Annotated in this window: 10 protein-coding genes; 2 read left to right on the forward strand and 8 right to left on the reverse strand. The window is 36.7% G+C overall.

Features of this window, described 5'->3' with window-relative positions; all coding sequences use genetic code 11:
* The first annotated feature begins 10 nt into the window (after window positions 1-10).
* Window positions 11-739 carry a response regulator transcription factor gene (locus tag IPK35_11240; GenBank protein ID MBK8053814.1) on the forward strand — a complete coding sequence of 243 codons (729 nt, stop codon included), beginning with the start codon at window positions 11-13 and terminating at the stop codon, window positions 737-739.
* A 159-nt stretch (window positions 740-898) separates the two neighbouring features.
* On the opposite strand, the gene IPK35_11245 is transcribed toward IPK35_11240, so the two are convergent.
* The gene (locus tag IPK35_11245; protein MBK8053815.1) at window positions 899-2,359 is read right to left on the reverse strand and encodes a hypothetical protein; all 1,461 of its coding nucleotides are present in this window, start codon (window positions 2,357-2,359) and stop codon (window positions 899-901) included.
* A 481-nt stretch (window positions 2,360-2,840) separates the two neighbouring features.
* On the opposite strand from IPK35_11245, the gene holA reads away from it, so the two are divergent.
* Window positions 2,841-3,842 carry a DNA polymerase III subunit delta gene (gene holA / locus IPK35_11250; protein ID MBK8053816.1) on the forward strand — a complete coding sequence of 334 codons (1,002 nt, stop codon included), beginning with the start codon at window positions 2,841-2,843 and terminating at the stop codon, window positions 3,840-3,842.
* A 153-nt stretch (window positions 3,843-3,995) separates the two neighbouring features.
* Here the strand turns inward: holA and IPK35_11255 are convergent, their stop codons facing one another.
* The 7 genes from IPK35_11255 to IPK35_11285 form a co-directional block, all read right to left on the reverse strand.
* Window positions 3,996-4,253, reverse strand: coding sequence for a DNA-binding protein (locus IPK35_11255; protein MBK8053817.1), 258 nt, complete (start codon window positions 4,251-4,253; stop codon window positions 3,996-3,998).
* A 197-nt stretch (window positions 4,254-4,450) separates the two neighbouring features.
* Window positions 4,451-5,665: a pyridoxal phosphate-dependent aminotransferase gene (locus tag IPK35_11260; GenBank protein ID MBK8053818.1), complete on the reverse strand. Its 1,215-nt coding sequence runs from the start codon at window positions 5,663-5,665 to the stop codon at window positions 4,451-4,453.
* A 365-nt stretch (window positions 5,666-6,030) separates the two neighbouring features.
* Window positions 6,031-6,312, reverse strand: coding sequence for a hypothetical protein (locus IPK35_11265; GenBank protein ID MBK8053819.1), 282 nt, complete (start codon window positions 6,310-6,312; stop codon window positions 6,031-6,033).
* Window positions 6,299-7,093 carry a DUF2520 domain-containing protein gene (locus IPK35_11270; GenBank protein ID MBK8053820.1) on the reverse strand — a complete coding sequence of 265 codons (795 nt, stop codon included), beginning with the start codon at window positions 7,091-7,093 and terminating at the stop codon, window positions 6,299-6,301. The genes IPK35_11265 and IPK35_11270 overlap by 14 nt, the downstream gene beginning before the upstream one ends.
* Before the next feature lie 7 nt (window positions 7,094-7,100).
* Entirely contained in the window at window positions 7,101-9,902 is a 2,802-nt protein-coding gene (ccsA, locus tag IPK35_11275; GenBank protein ID MBK8053821.1) for a cytochrome c biogenesis protein CcsA, read from the reverse strand.
* Window positions 9,903-9,977: 75 nt separating this feature from the next.
* Window positions 9,978-10,367, reverse strand: a complete 390-nt coding sequence (locus IPK35_11280) for a cytochrome c maturation protein CcmE (GenBank protein MBK8053822.1) — start codon at window positions 10,365-10,367, stop codon at window positions 9,978-9,980.
* Between the two features lie 402 nt (window positions 10,368-10,769).
* Window positions 10,770-16,763, reverse strand: coding sequence for a hypothetical protein (locus IPK35_11285; GenBank protein ID MBK8053823.1), 5,994 nt, complete (start codon window positions 16,761-16,763; stop codon window positions 10,770-10,772).
* Window positions 16,764-16,950: the final 187 nt, after the last annotated feature.

The following is a 16,950-nucleotide window of genomic DNA, read 5'->3' on the forward strand; positions in this document are numbered from 1 at the left end:
AAAAGTAAAAATGATCAAAGCAATTATCGTAGATGACGAGCCTCTGGCTCTCGAAGTACTAGAGACATACATTTCAAGGATTCCGGAAATCCAATTGGTACAAAAGTGTGAAAATGCATTTGAAGCAAATGAAGCACTAAAAAATCATCAGATAGACTTGATGTTTCTTGATATCCAGATGCCCCAGTTGTCAGGGATAGAATTTCTAAAAACTCTGGCTAATCCACCTTGCGTTATTTTCACCACAGCTTATCCGGACTATGCTGTAGAAGGATTTGAGCTCAATGCTACAGATTATCTGCTCAAGCCTATCTCTCTTGAGAGATTCATGAAAGCGGTAAATAAAGTGTCCGAAAGATTGGGTGCAAAAAGAGGAGAATTTGATAATAATCATCACCAGGAAGGAGCAGAAGATTTCTTCTTTGTCAAAGCGGATAAAAAATTAGTTAAAATCAATTTTGATGACATCCTCTATATTGAAGGTCTCAAGGACTATGTAATCATAAGGCAGGAAACAGGAAGGGTGATCACTTTACAAACCATGAAGAGTCTTGAAGATCGATTGCCTGATGCTAAGTTCAAAAGAGTGCACAGGTCATTTATAGTCAATATCAAAAAGATCACCGCCATACTTGGTAATATGGTAGAACTCATAGAAGGTGGTAAAGTCAAACAACTTCCCATCGGCAAAAATTATAGGGATGAGCTTCTTGATATGATCAATGAAAATAAGCTGTAAGCTTAATTAATTGAATTCACTCCGAAAATTTTTTAATGAACAGATTTAAATGATTTCTACTACATTGATAATCAAACGTTTCCCTTTAGGGGAAGGGTAAAAAACGTTTGATTATCATAAAATATTTGTTTTCGGAGTAGACTCATCCAAATGCGATTGTCAAAACTCAAAACAGCCTAAATCCGGAGTGGATTTGCGGGCTTTATTCAGGATGTCAACCGGTACCTGAGAAAGAAATTTTCCTTTACTCAGTGCAACAGACATTGTATCCAGACGGTAGTCTCCTGTATTTCTTTTGAGAAAGAGTTTGTCGGTATTTTTTAAATTTACGCACGAAAGACAATTATCAAAAAAATCAGGATGATTTTTGGGAAGCAGCAATTCATCAACTTTTACGGCACAATTTGAAAATTTGTATTTAAACTGATTTTTGGGACCTACCCGAACGAGACCAATTTCGTCCCTGTCTGAACCGGCAAATATACAATTGGTAAAGTCAGCATTCAGTCTGTAGACTCTTGCACCCTCCGTGCATAGAGGATCAGAGCAGTAAAAATCAGTTAGGACTACCGATTCATTCTGACCTTCATAACTTCCTACTGAACAATAGTTGAAAGTATAGTTGCCGCCATAAGTCAGCTGGATACTGTAATTACTATTGTCATACATGAGACAATTTTCACCATATATGCTGGCGTGCCTGCCTATGACTGCCGGGCCGCCTGTATTGTAGATCCTGCAGGAGTGTAGAGATACATCCGACATCGAATCAGCTCTGATTCCAATGATGGAATTCTTGATTATGGTATGTGTGAGTTTGTTATTTCTGCTATGATACCAAAATAGTAATCCTACCCATTGAGATTTGACATCTTCATATTCTTTTTCCAATCTTGCTCCCTGGATGATGACTGGCCGGTCAACAGTACCTTTAGATTCGAGTTTACCATTTTGATTGAATACAATGAGTCCGTCATTATATGCTGACGAAGAATCCCGCACTATGCCACCATGTACATAAATACGACATCCCGGCGGCAGCACCAGTGTACAGCTATCAACTATTAGTATGCCATAAATCACATAAGGTTTCGGGTCATTCCATACCCTTTGACCGAAATTGCATGAAAGTAAAGCACCCTTACCTCTTCCGCTTGTTGAAGGAACGTAGTTGGCATTCTGACCCCACGCTTCGAGATATAGTTTTTGGGTATTGCCATTGACGCTGATGTCCAGATAGTCTTCTATGACAAACGGAGAGATGCTGAGTGGTTGATTGGGGTCTATGGTGGTCTCGACAAAGATGTAGATACTGTCCCGGCTTCCGATTTCAATGTTTTTTACGACGGGGCCTTTTATACCATCTGCATTGATCCTGAAAAACCTGTTATTTTGATTTTTTAAAGTCACATCCACCTTGATAGGTTGGTCTTTGGGATTATATACTTTTACGGATCTTGTGGCAGATCCCAGACTTGTAAATACCGTATCAAATCGCAAGGTATCGACCGAAAACCGCAGTTTTACATCATTGTTTTCATAATAGTCATCTTTTCGGCAAGCCGTAATGCTGAAAATAACACCAAATAAAATAATACCTAACAGTTTATTGATATTCACAATATACAAAGTTTCTACATTTACAGAAAGGAGTATGGTTCAATTTTTTTCACTTGAGGCAAATTGAAACATTTTAAACATACTTTAAACGCAGGATTATCAATTTTATTCCTGTTTAGGAAAAAAAAATGTTTTGCTTTAAAACTGATAGATGTGATGAGTCAACTCACGGTTTCTTCTTCCTTGTCTTCAAAACCCTGTCCGGTATCTAATGAAATCAAAGTAAGGTTTGATACTATAACAAAGAAATAAATTTTTGGATGTCACTTTATAAAGGTTAACGTTATAGCGAATAGAAAATTTTTTGTAATAATTTTAAATCATAATTTATTGTAAATTAAATAATTATGATTTTGAATTTTTGCAATCAATTTTCTTTTTGGTATAGTTAAACTCATTTTTCTATTTTTGCAGGATTATAGTGCTTATTTTATCAGGAAGGTAATATATGTTTGCATTTTAAGGAAAAAAAAACAATGTTATGTCCGCTGAGGATATCATTAAAGATTTAAAATCCGGAGTCATAAGTCCTATGTATTTATTGCATGGTGAGGAATGGTACTATATAGATATAGTGGTAAATTATGTAGAAGATCACTTACTATCTGATATGGAAAAAGCTTTTAATCAAGTGGTAATATATGGAAAAGATGCCAACGTAACAGCAATCATAGATGAAGCCAGACAATATCCCATGATGTCCACAAAAAGGGTCATCCTGCTAAAGGAGGCTCAACAAATGAAGGGAATTTCAGAGTTGCTTCCTTATGCTGAGAAGCCAGTAGGCACTACTGTGTTGGTCATTTGTTATAAATACGGGAAACTCGATAAAAGAACAAAATTTTATAAAGCACTTGAAAGTAATGGCGTAATATTTGAATCAAAAAAAATATACGATAATCAGGTAGCATCGTGGGTTCGTGACTTTTTAAAAGCAGGTGGATATACAGCTGCTGACGGTGTACACGAACTTGTTGCCGAATACCTTGGCTCTGATTTGTCCAAAGTGAGTAATGAACTGACCAAGCTGATGCTGAATGTACCCAAGTCAAGGCAAATTACCATGGATGATGTGCGGGATGTGATCGGTATAAGCAAAGAATTTGACGTGTTCGAATTGCAAAAGATGCTTGGAGAAAGGAATTTTGCTAAAGCAACTCAAATTATAAAATATCTTTCTGACAATCAAGGTCCCAATCCTGCTGTGGTCATCATAACCAATTTATTTGGATATTTCAATAAAGTCATGATCACTCATCAGCATGGAGCAAAAAGTGATCAGGAACTATCAAAACTGACAGGAATAAACCCATTTTTTCTCAAAGAGTATCGGCAGGCAGCAAAAAACTATTCAAAAAATCAGCTGGTTTCAATTTTTAAAGCTTTAAAAAATGCAGATAAAGCATCAAAAGGTATTGGCAATAGAAGGAATGATGTGTCTTCTATTTACAAAGATTTTTTGATATCCTGCATGACAGCATAAAAAAAAGGAGTCGATGACTCCTTTTGATTTTTACATTTTTAGATTATTATCTTTGAGATTATCCCAACATTTATATTAAGTAAAAGATTGAATTACATCAGTATAAGACTGGATTTCAGCTTCTCATTACAAAGTTATAATGTAAAATGAAGATTATACTCCTATGTTTTGTGCTTCCGCTATGATTCTCTTTGCAAGATTCATAATTTTATCATCATCAAGATGCACAATGCCACCTTCAGGCCCGGGTTCGATATGGCATCCTACTACCTGTCCATTCTGATATTTTTTTGCCCCAAAATAATTACGTACAGTTTGCTCTTCTATACTTAGTTCTGATGCAATCCTGCTTACACTACCTGTAGGCAAGGCGTGCTTGATTCTTCTTAGTTCTTCAAATGTGATATTCATGTCTGAAAGAATTTTGTGTTATTAAATAAAATATTATGAATCCGAAAAATACAAATTTGTTTGAGACTTTATATTTTTAGTTAACAAAAAATTTACAAATTTGTTAAAAGTTATCCTTTTTCCGTTGATTCAAAAAATGAAATATGGTTTGAAAATCCAGCTCTCATTCATAACCATAAGATAATTCAGAAAAAAACTTATATTTTCTTGAAAGAAGCGAGTGCGTTTTTAATACGAGAAACTGCTTCAATCAAGTCCGCATCTGATGCTGCATATGATAATCTGATACATTGATCATTACCAAAAGCAGCACCTGAAACTGTACCTACATGGGCTTCAGTAAGCATAGCTTCCGAAAAATCATCCGCATCTTTGATAGTTACTGTGCCATTTGTGGTTCCGAAATAGTGACTTATATCAGGAAACACATAAAATGCACCTTGAGGTTGATTTACTTTAAGCCCGGGGACTTCCTTAAGTTTGCTTATGATCAGGTCTCTTCTTCTTAAAAATGCTTCTTTCATGGCTAATGCCTCAGATTTTTCTGTTCTCAAGGCAACTGCGGCAGCTTCTTGACTAAATGAAGCAGCACCCGATGTTACCTGACCTTGTACTTTGTTGCAGGCATCGGCGAGCCATTTCGGCCCACCCATATATCCCAATCTCCATCCTGTCATTGAAAACCCTTTTGAAAATCCATTGACCGTAGCTGTCAGGTCTTTTGTCTTATCAAATGCTCCTATACTTGCGTGTTTGCCGGTGAAGTTGATATATTCATAAATTTCATCGGCTATGATCAAAATGTTTCCGTTTTCACTGATAACATCAGCAATCTCTGCCAGTTCATCATAGGTGTATACAGAACCGGTAGGGTTGCATGGAGAAGAAAAAATAAGTAGTTTTGTTTTTTCTGTGATAGCATCCCTGATCTGTGCTGCTTTAACTTTAAAGTCATCTTCTATCCCTGCACTGACCACTACAGGAACGCCTCCGGCAAATTTTACAATTTCGACATATGAAACCCAATAAGGAGCCAATATGATCGCTTCATCCCCTTCATCGAGGGTGGCTAAGCATATATTGGCTATACTTTGCTTTGCTCCATTAGAAACAACAATTTGCGCAGGTTCAAAGTGCAGGTTATTTTCAGTTTTAAATTTATCACATATGGCTTTTCTGAGCTCCATTGTACCTGGTACAGGGGTATATTTAGTATTTCCTTTTTTCAGTGCCTGATATGCTGCTTCTTTGATAAATTCCGGAGTGTCAAAATCCGGCTCTCCAAGGCTAAGGCTTATGACACTTACTCCTTTGGCAGCGAGATCTCTTGCTTTTTGTGCCATTCTGATGGTAGCAGATTCTTCCATTGCCTGAACCTTATCAGACAACATTTTTAATGGATTAATGCTCATTTTGTTTAAAATTCTATTTGTTTACTAAAGAGTATGTTTAAACTTTTATCATTTGGCTCCAAGTGGCAAATTTAATTTTATCCAGCGTTATATTTTTCGCAGTAGCTTCCGGCTACGACTGCAAAATATGCCTTGTCCAAAATTAAATTTTATCACTTTCGCTCAAACATAAAAATTTAAACATACTCTAATCAGGACAAAGGTAAACAAAATATTATTTGTTAAAACTTAAATTGTCGTTTTTGTATGATTAACGAATTACGCCTATTAGCTAAAGCTCTTCATTCTCTTAATAGCCTGTCATGCAATAGTTTTAAACGATCCATACAAATTCTTCTATCTTTAAGGACCTGAATACATTGTTATCAAATGATTCGATCAAATGTCTCTTCAGTATTTACTTCAAATAACTGTTTCAGAGTTGCCAATCTGTTTTCTGCCATTTGATCAAAAATGATTCTAATGCTCCTGATGGTATCTGTCGTGCAAAACTTTCTGGCCATATCAGGATTGGAAATCCCGGAACCATCCCTGAATTTATATACCTGTTCTAATAGATTTTTTTCAAATTTGATGCTTATTTTTTCATTCATTTTAAATACTGTGACCTTTATCTCATCAGCATTAAATTCATCAATTATCCTCACTATAATGGTATTTTTTAATAATATTTTCTGAAAAGAAGCAATACAACTTATACAAATCAGGATGCTTTTCTAATTTAATAAGATGTCTCATTATGGTTTGATTGTCATTTCTGACGGCAGGGCCTGTTTGATTATTCTCAGGAATATCGATAGTAAGTTTTTCAGCAGTTTCTTTGATCAGTGGTATCAATAAGTCAAACCTTATATCTTCTTGCTTACAATAGTCATATGTGAGCCTGAAGAGATGATTGGCAAAATTATTGACCAAAACAGCTGCCAGGTGCAATTTTTCCTTTCTTTCATCATCAATCCAGGTAAAATCATTGGAAATCTGATCGGCAAGTTCGAGCAACCAAAGTTTGACATATTCATTTGACGCGGTTATCACAAAAGGTATTTCATTGGTTACTACCTGGGACTCTCTTTTTAAAGATTGAAGTGGCCACAAGCAACCGTAATTGGCGGAGTAAGGACTAAGTATGGACGATGGGGTTGCACCGGAAGTGTGGGTAAGTATTTGACTGTCCCTGAGCTGAAATGGTATCGAATCTGCCACTTCAAGTATAGCATCATCATTTACGCACAACAAGTACAAATCAGCATGCGGATCTAATTGTTTTATATCAGAAATATATGCTCCAATATCCAGATGACTATAATAGGTCTTATCATTTGCATTTCTGCCATAAACCTGTTTCAAATTGTAACCAGCGAATACTATGCATTCTGCAAGGTGCCAGGCTACATTACCAGAACCGATGATGACGATGTTGTCCAACATAGATTAGTTATAGTGTTTTTTGTTTGAACCTATACCATGCCGCCATAAATAATCCTATCATCATAAAAATACTGCCTGCCCAAAACAAATTTATGCCCGGGAAAATGGTAGCTTGCAAAATCAGGTAATCGGTACGGGGAACATCAGTGGCTATATCCAGGATAGCGTTGGAAACACTGCGATTATCTTTAGCGATTTTAAATGTAAATTCTTCTGCTGCAGGATTGATATTGCTGAAACGAATATGAAGACCTGATTGATTATCATAGTGTTTTATACTCATCGGTACATTCTTTTTGATGACATACAGTGGTCTTGCTTCTGAAATGTAATCCTGTCCTTGAATTGATAGAATGGCCGCAATGGCTATATCTTTTTCTTCGGGTTGATAGTTGGGGTGTTGAGGGTTTTTATCAAATCCGTTTAAGGATATAGTATATCCATTTGTTTGAATTGCTCCTCCGGATTTGATGGTATACTCCTTGTAGTTGAGCAAATCATCTGAAGTAAATCCGTTATCAAACATTTTTTCATTGAGTTTTATTTTGATACCAGCTTCCGGAAATGATGCTGGATAGTTATACATGAGGGCTCCATCCATACCTAAAGCTGCCTGTCCTACATACATAGAATCAGTTTCTTGGTCATGAATTCTGAGATTTACTGCTATTCCGGCATCATGACGGTGTTTTTTGTATTCATCCTGGTCAGGAGAAAAAGTGATACTCTCGGCTTTGATAGAATACCCTTTCAGTTGGATAGTGTCCCTTAAAGGGATAGTGTGTAAAACAAATTTCAACGAATCTTCTATCTTCTTAGCTTCTTCTGAGCTTTGTAATGATGGAGGAAGACCCACTACACATGTGAAAATATCTTTGTGCAAATAGTGTTTGGTACTTGGGTTGAAAGCCGCCACTTTGCTGAAATCATTGGAATACTGAGCATTGGGATAAAGATTTATTTCATCGATGATCTCCAGGCTGTCATTCAGCTTCTTAAAATTTATAGTATATTTTCTTTCTCTACCTATCAATGTGTCTGAAACATATGTCATGAAGTATCCCTGTGAAAAAAGAGGACGTCCTTTGATGAGCTGCACATATTTTTCAAGGTCTTCATCTGCAAACATGCCTTTAAACACAAAGGGATTGGATGAAATAAATTTTTGATTTAACCCACTTGCCAGGATGCCTATCAGCATCATTCCGAAACCAAAATGCGCTATACCTGACCATGCCAATTTCAAATTGCCTTTAACCACATTAATGATGTAATCAGCGTTGGCGATAATAGCAAACAGCCCTGAAAAACACAATACAAAGTACTGCCAGCTATACAATTTTATCCATAAAGTAATCATCCACGTAAGAATGGCTGAGATACCGGCAATAATTACAAGCCTGGTGAAAACTCTCTTTTCTATATTGGCCCAATTGTTGGCATTATATCTTAAAAACATTGCAATGGACGAAAGTACCGCCACAAATACCCCAATCCACATCTGATATTTATTGTAATGACCTATGGCATCCTTGATGACCTTACCTTCATAAGCCGGATTGAAGTAAGTCATGATTTTGTTGAAAACAGGAAGTGATGTCGAAGATGAAATTAAAATAGCACTGAATAATAGAACTAATGAACCAATAAACATCCAAAACTCCCTCGAAGATAATTCTTCTTCATTTTCGGGATTTTTTATTTTTTTGTAATTGGTCAGCAGTAATGTAAACCCAGGTATGGCAAAAACAGCCATAATACCGATCAACTGCCACTCCAGTCCCATCTCAGTAAAAGCATGTGCTGATGTGTCACCTAATACTCCGCTGCGCGTCAGAAATGTAGAATACAATATAAGTATAAAAGTAATGATATAGAAAAAATACACCGACCTCCCGGCATATCCTGTATTTTTGTTGATTAAATGCACATGAATACCTGCTATTAATGTGATCCATGGCACCAGAGATGCATTTTCTACAGGATCCCATGCCCAGTATCCTCCAAATGAAAGTGCTACATACGCCCAAAGACTTCCCATCAATAATCCTGTACCATGGATTCCGGCAGAAAACAATGCCCAAGGTAAGGCTGGCTTCAACCATTCCTTATGATCCTTGGTCCAAAGACCGGCAAATGCAAACGCAAACGGAACAATAGTAGATGCAAAACCTAAAAACACAGTCGGCGGATGTATAGTCATCCAGTAATTCTGCAATAGTGGGTTCATACCTCTTCCTTTGATCAGGCTGAGGTAGTCAGCATTGGCAAATATCGGGGCGTCATTCATGTGACGAAGCAGGGTAGTGGGGTTGCTACCTATTTTTATTGCCTCGTCGCCCCAGGGGATTTGTATGCCCAACAACATTGACATAAGAATCGCTTCTGCCAAAGCTATAGTAAATAACACTGGTCCTTCTAATTTCCCTGCGAACCGTATAAGTAGAAAACCGAGTATGACATGCCAGAACATCCATAACATGAAACTGCCTTCCTGACCTTCCCAAAAAGCAGAAAGTATATATTTTAATGGCAAATCTTCTGAGACGTGATCAAATACATACGAATACTCATACATATGATGATACATCGCATAAAATATTGTCCCCATTAATACAAATAATGAAACACCATGCGTAATAAAAGCATAGCGTCCTATTTTGTCCCAACTATTCTGATGATGTGTATTTTTTACACCTGAAAAATAGGCAATTGCCGACAATAATGCAGATGTAAAAGAAAGGATAATAAGAAAGTGGCCTAGTTTTCCCACCCACAAATGTTCACCTATATACTGGACTTCATTCATAAATTACATGTTGATCTCTGGTTATTTAGTTGAAGAATTTAGAGAAATCGAAATTCTTCATAGCGTATGGGGTGTTTACTGGCCCTTAATGGCTATCTCTTCATCTTTGTACTTGGAAGGACATTTCATTAGTATTTCATGAGCTTCGAATACATCATCTTTCATTTTGCCGGTAACGACTATCTGTTCTGACATTTCAAAGTCCTGAGGTTTAGGTTTATTTAAAACAACCTGTTTGAGCTGGCCTTCGCTGTCTTTCATAAAAAATGAAAATTCATTGGGTTTGTTTTGGGGATCATATACCATAGGTTTGTCTTTGGCAAGTTGGCCTACGATTTTAGAAGACTGTCCGGACTTTGCCGCTATACTAAAACTGGCATAAGTACTTACATCTTTTGATACACTGGTGAATACTATGATTCCTAATACAATAAATGCAAGGGCGATGATTATATTTTTATTCATTATGATAAGCTTGAAAAGAAATGCAAATTTACATATTAAATGACAAACCTATGTACTGGGTTCATTTTTTTAACTATAAAGTAGTGAATAGCTTGTTAAAGTTACTTTCCTTTTCATACTTGGTCTATTCCAAAGTTCTGAATAGGTAGTTGTAAAGGAAATAACTCAAAAATCCTGTCAAAGTTTTAGCTATCAAATCCTAAATATCAAAAGTCCCAGTAAAAAATTGACAGTTTTGTACCTTGAAAATTTTTAGTTATTTATTTCACTCATGAAGTCAGATATAATCATCACTAATCAATGAATGATCCAAAATAATGTATGGTTTTACCATTAAAGTCGAAATTCTTTTAAGGAAAAATACACTCATTTTTCAAACAAAAAAGAATAATGCAAGCATTACTACCTGACTTTAATTCTTACTCCTTCACTATGACTTTTGAATTCAGGTGCATACATAGACTCAATAGTGGTAATACCAGCTGAAAAATCTCCTTTGTGCACACATATCACCGGGTATTCAAATACAAAAGTTCCTTTTGGGAGGTAGTTGAAGTAAAAATGCGACGCCATATCTTTAGTTGTTTCATAATAACCTAACTGGCCCTGGTATTTGTATTGAGAAATAATATTTTCCGGCTCAAATCCACTGGCTCTCATATCCTTCATATGCACATATTCCATATCCCTGTCTACTCTTAATTCAATGCGGACTTTTATTCTGTCACCTGGCTGAAGGCCGGTAGCGGAGGTGATTTCTTCAATTTTATCCCCTTTTGATGTTTTTATGACTTTGTAAAGCTTTTTGTTTAGTTTTAAAGGAGTGTCTGAAAAAGATTTTATCTTATCTGCTTGTTCAAAATACTGATAGTACGCCGCTCCCCAGGCAATAGATTTATTCTGGTTGCTAACTTTTATTGTTGCCAAATCTTTTGTGATATTTTCAGGTGTATAGGTTTTTTTAAGATAACCTGTTCCTGCTTCAACACTTGATACTTCAGCTTTTAGATTGTCTTTTCCTACCGAGAGTTGTGGAGTATTGTTTTCAGTGATCCAGGTTGAAATTCCCGCTTTTTCTCCTTTAACCAATAAAGCATAAATGGCTGATGCTGTGGACTTTGATGTTTTCCAATGGTTGGTTTGTTTATTTTTAAGCAACCATATTTTCATCTGATCCACTTCATTCCCATCAGTAGACGCTTCGGAAAACAATTCGATCAACAATGCGTGACGCTCAATAGGAAGCTGGTGCCAATAGAAACCATTGCCTTCATTCCAGTACATGCCCAATTCATCGTTTTTAAATGATTTTTCTCGAAGCGACTTTATAATGTTTGAAACCGAATTGTCATCATTTCTATGCAATATAAGGCCAATCATAGCCTGAATATATAGACTTCTTTTGGTCCAGTACTTTTTGGCCTGTCCAAAATAATAATCTCGGGCTTCTGAAGTACCTGGACTAACCTTCACGTGAGGGAAAAATGTTTTTACATACAGATAGTGCACCGATAACTCATCCAAATGGTCATCGTCGATATTGCCTTTAGTCCTTGCCATCTCTGCTTTGAGTTTGGTGTATCTTTCAGCAAGCATTACATCCATATACAGCAGCGCTGTGGATATGATGTTGTCCATTTCAGGGTTTTTGGAATCCAATACTCCAAGAAATCTTAGATGTCCTAGATTTTCCATGACGTTTTGAGTCGTATATATATCATCTCTGCCTCCGGGGAACCAAGGGAAGCCCCCGTTGGAAAGTTGTCTTTCAGCAAGCTTTTTAATGGTATTTTGTCTTTCCTCAGCCATTTTATTGATATCAAAAAGGATGGCAATATTTCTTTTCTGCTCTGACTCAGACATGGCCTGATTTACCCAAGGTGTTTCCTCCAATAAAGCATTTTTTAATTCCTGATTTTTTGAAAGATTGCTTATCAATGCATCTTTATCTTTCATCTGCCACTGATCCATGATTGATTTAATTCTTGGATGTGCGTTGGCAATCCCGGAAGACAATGCATTGGCATAATATCTGTCTATGAGGGCCTGAGTGCCGGAATGGTTGTTACTGGATAAATAAGGAAGTGCCTGAATGGCATACCAAACGGGATTGGAAGTATATTCAAATGTATATCTGAAATCTTTTTTGGTTGAACTGTTATTGTTTTTAAAAGCATTGAAGCTAAATACTCTTGTTTCTTTGCCTTTGACCCAGATGGGCATAGATTCTGTGACGAGCACATTGTTTGTGATCACAGGCAACGTATTTTCTTCACCATCACTGTGACCGTCAGCTTCTGCAGTGATCCTGTATGTGATGGCCTGATATTGATTTTCAGGTATGATAAGATCCCATGACAAGCCACTTGATAGCCCCTTGGTTATTGTGAATTTTTGATCTGGAGGGGTTTTTACAAGTTCTGAAGTGATATCTTTCATGCTGATAGCATCAAGAATACGAAGGGTGGCTTTTCCGCTCAAAGTACCTTCCGTCATATTAGTAACTTTGGCAGAAAATGATATCTTGTCTCCGTCTCTCATAAATCTTGGTGCGTTAGGGAAGACCATAAGATTTTTTTGAGTACGCACGAATCTTTCATCGTATCCGAATTTGAAATCTTTGGTGTGCGCAAATGTCATCAACTTCCACTTAGTAAGTGCTTCATTTATGGTGAAAGCGAGGATAATGTTTCCTTCTGCATCAGTCTTTAATTCTGGAAAGAAAAAAACTGTCTCTTTCAGATTTTGTCTTAGCAAGATGGTCTCTGCAGGATATTTGTCTGGTGATGATGTTTGGTCTGGATTACCAGTCTTGGCGGCATTCTCCTGGTCTGCAGGTGCCGGAGCGGAGTCAGCTGCTTGTTCCAACATCATATCTGCACTTTCGGGTACTCCTGCAGTACGCATTGCCTTGGACATCAATATGTCTCCTCTGCCACCATAAGCATCCATCAAAGGCAACAATTCGGGGTACTTCCAATCTGTGATTTGAGCTGTACCTGATGGATTGTAACTGTAGTACCGTCCATTGACCATGTGAAATCCGGGTACTTCCATATGTACAGCCGCGTAGGATTGGGGATAATAGGTAGTACGCCATGTATGAGAAATGAACTGGTCCAATGAAGCATCATACATACCGGCGACAAGTTCGGCTGCAACTTTATCTTTGTTTTTACCGGAAATTTTGATTCGATATTCTTCCTTACTACCCGGCAATGTTTTATCTCTGAATGTTTCGTATGTGATATCCAACTGCTTGTTGGTCCATGGTACATTTATGAAATAAGACTGAGTAAACGTCCGATTGCTCATAATATACACCAATTTTACATTAACGCCGCCTCGGTACGCTTCCATGACGGGTAGAGTTATTTCAGACTTTTCATCCACTTTCAGAGTGTTTTCAGCAATCAACCTGCTATCTTTTTCTATAATGTAGTGAATAAAAACCGGTTTTTCAGAAGCTCCCGCGCTGATCGATATTTTTTGACCTGGTTCTGCAGTGGTTTGATTGAGTTTGTAGAATACATAATCGGAGGTAGGGAAGATTCCCTTTTCAAAATTTGTTACTACAATGTATTGTTCAGAAGCTACTTTTTGTTGATTTTTGTCCTGACTTTCCATTTCAATCTTATATACCCCGGGAGATAAAACTTTACTCAAGTCTAAGGAATCCTGAGTGCTAAAACCAGAAGAAAGCACTTGTTTGGCTACAGGCCAGGTTGAAAAATCTGCTTCAGGACTTGATGGGAATTGAGGGAAAAGTTTTTCAGCAACGTTACGAGAAAGAGGGAAATCTACTTTTCCTTCCCAGTATTTATTTATCTTGACTGTTTTAGGAGCTTGCAGGAGGGATACTTTGATAGTGCCTTTGACATTAATGGATTGGTCATTGTGATTGATTGCTTTGACTTTATATGGTTTTAGTTCATCGATATCAATGTTTTTTCCGGCATTGATTGATAATGAAAAAGCGGTGTATCCTGCCGACACCATAGATTGTATAGTTCTCGTTTCTCCTCGTTGGTCTGTCACATCCACATCGATCCGGTAGCTAAATACAGGGTTTGTTTTTCTGTCTACTTTTTTGTCAGGTATGGCTTCAAATTCAAAAATAAAACTGCCATCATCTTTACTCTGGGTTTCGCCTTGAGATACAATAAAATCTTCGGAGGGATAGGGTAGTCTCCACCACCAACCCCAACTTGGATACCTTACAGATTTGACTACTTTATATTTCACTAATCCTCCGTCTACATTACTTCCTGCCAGGGTTTGGGCTTTTCCTGTTACTTTGATTTTATCCATTAGATTGTATTCTCCAGTGAGTGGATCTATAGTGACTTCAAAAGTAGGTCTTTTATATTCTTCCACATTGACTGCTTTTTGACCATGAATACCATCGGGAGTTTGTATAGTTATAGAGTACATACCGTTGAGCCTGCCGGCAGGAATGGTAAAGCTGCCGTTCAGAGAGCCAAACTCATTGGATGTCAATCGCTGTTTTGATATTTCCTGATAGTTCGCATCCCGAAATATGACTTCGATGGCTGTGTTTGGAATGATGTTCGGAACCTGATTTTTATCATTTTTAAGCAGGATAGCTTTGAAATAAATAATCTGCCCAGGTCTGTAAATGGATCTGTCAGTGAAAAATTCAGCAAATTTATTTTCATTGTTGTCCTGTCTCATATAGTTATAATGATACTGATTGAGATCCAGGATGTCGGATTTATGCGATAAGACAAATTTTATATTTTGATCATTTTGTTCATTGATGTTTACTCTGCCGTCTTTGTTGGAAATATATTCATTGGACCTGATAAACTCAAATCGACGGTTGCCGGGGTTGTAATTTTGAGTAAGGATAGACACTTTCACACCTTTAATTGGAGCTCCGTCTGTTCTGTCAGTGACTATTAATACTCTTTTATTGTCTACCCGATATGTCGTATATGCTAAATCAGATACCTGATATATGATGTATTGAAATGATTGGTTTCCTTTATCCTGATTGTCATATACCACTAAGGCATAGGTTCCATACTTTTGTGGCTCGATGTAAAGTTCAGTTTTTTCTTTGATCAACTCAGGATTCAATTTGAAAGTATGATTTGCAGCACTTAGTTTTTTTGCTTTGAGCAGAAATTCTTTAATTTGCTGTTGATCTTTGTTATTGAATTTTTCATCAAAATCACTTCCAAGTTTTACTGTTTCTATCCTGACATTCTTGATGTTTTTATGTTCAATGGCATACAGGATAGGCTTTTTCGATGGATATATATTTTCTCCGTATAACTGTAGATAAGGAGATTTGATTTCGGCAATGATATTTTGACATTTTGCTGCGCCCTTTGATGCAGGAAATTTTTTAATGGCGTTTTCACAGAGTTTCAGGATATCGGTATTTTTGACATTAAACTCTTTTTCCAAAATCAAAAAATTGGCTAATACGGATACCACATCAGGGTACATTTCATCATCTTTTATCGCTTCGGCAAGATTTTCAAGCGATTTTTTATAAAGTGCTTTTTTATTTTCCAGGGTTGAATTTCTGTAAACATACTCAAGGCGACTTAAATCATAATCTGTAAGTGCCGATTTATTATTGTTCTGAATTTGAGTTTTCAGTATATCCTGAGATAGACTTAAAACTTTAAACATTCTGGAATACTTGTCGTTGCTTTCTATTGATTTTTTTGAAAACACTTCATTATCAGCAAAATACCACTCCTGATCTATCTGAAAGCTTTCACTGTTTTCACTGACGTAATTATCATATGAATTGAAAAATGCAAATGCTCTGTCTGCAAGCAATTCATACAGCGTTGGTCTGAATTTTACGGCGTCTCTGTCAAATTTATTCAGAACAGCCTTAAATTGATCTACAGGTATATTGATGGCTTTTTTATTTTCAATCGAAAAGAGATACCATTTTTCGATCGTGGTTAAAAATTGCTGAGTAGTCCATGTGCGAAAATCGGTGGCTTTATCTCCCACTATATCAGATCTTTGTGAGATTTCCCATCTGTAATTGTCAAAATACCTTTGGTACAACTCAGCTAAGTATGAAGCAGCAATATATTTTACCGGCCTGTCTATGGTTTTGATGATTTCTTCCAGTCGATCGATGGACTTTTCTATGCCTTTTTCATCCGTCTGTATAGAAAGACGGGCAATATAGATGATACTTTTGGCAAACTGGGGATCATTCTTTTCCTCAGTAGCTACTTTTAATATTTCCTCCACTTTGGTCAGTGCAGATTTAGGAAGCCCATCATTGATAGACTTTTCAACTTCCTTCCATGCTCTATCGTAATCATAGTCTTTGAGATTTGGTTGGTTGGATTGAAGTGCCATAAGTATTGTAAAAATTAAGGATATGGTTTTCATTGATCAGATATAGTTAATGATGAAGATAAAACGTTTTTTTTTGGCAATTGATGTGTTGCAGGATAAGATATTTCAGAACTTATACATAAAAGATGATTTGTTTGATATTTTAGTATGGATTCTCATAGTTAAATTATTCATAAATAGTGAAAGCAATTTTTTGGTAATGAAATGACATCAATTAATC

It is taken from the genome of Saprospiraceae bacterium (assembly GCA_016713025.1).
Lineage (GTDB): Bacteria > Bacteroidota > Bacteroidia > Chitinophagales > Saprospiraceae > OLB9.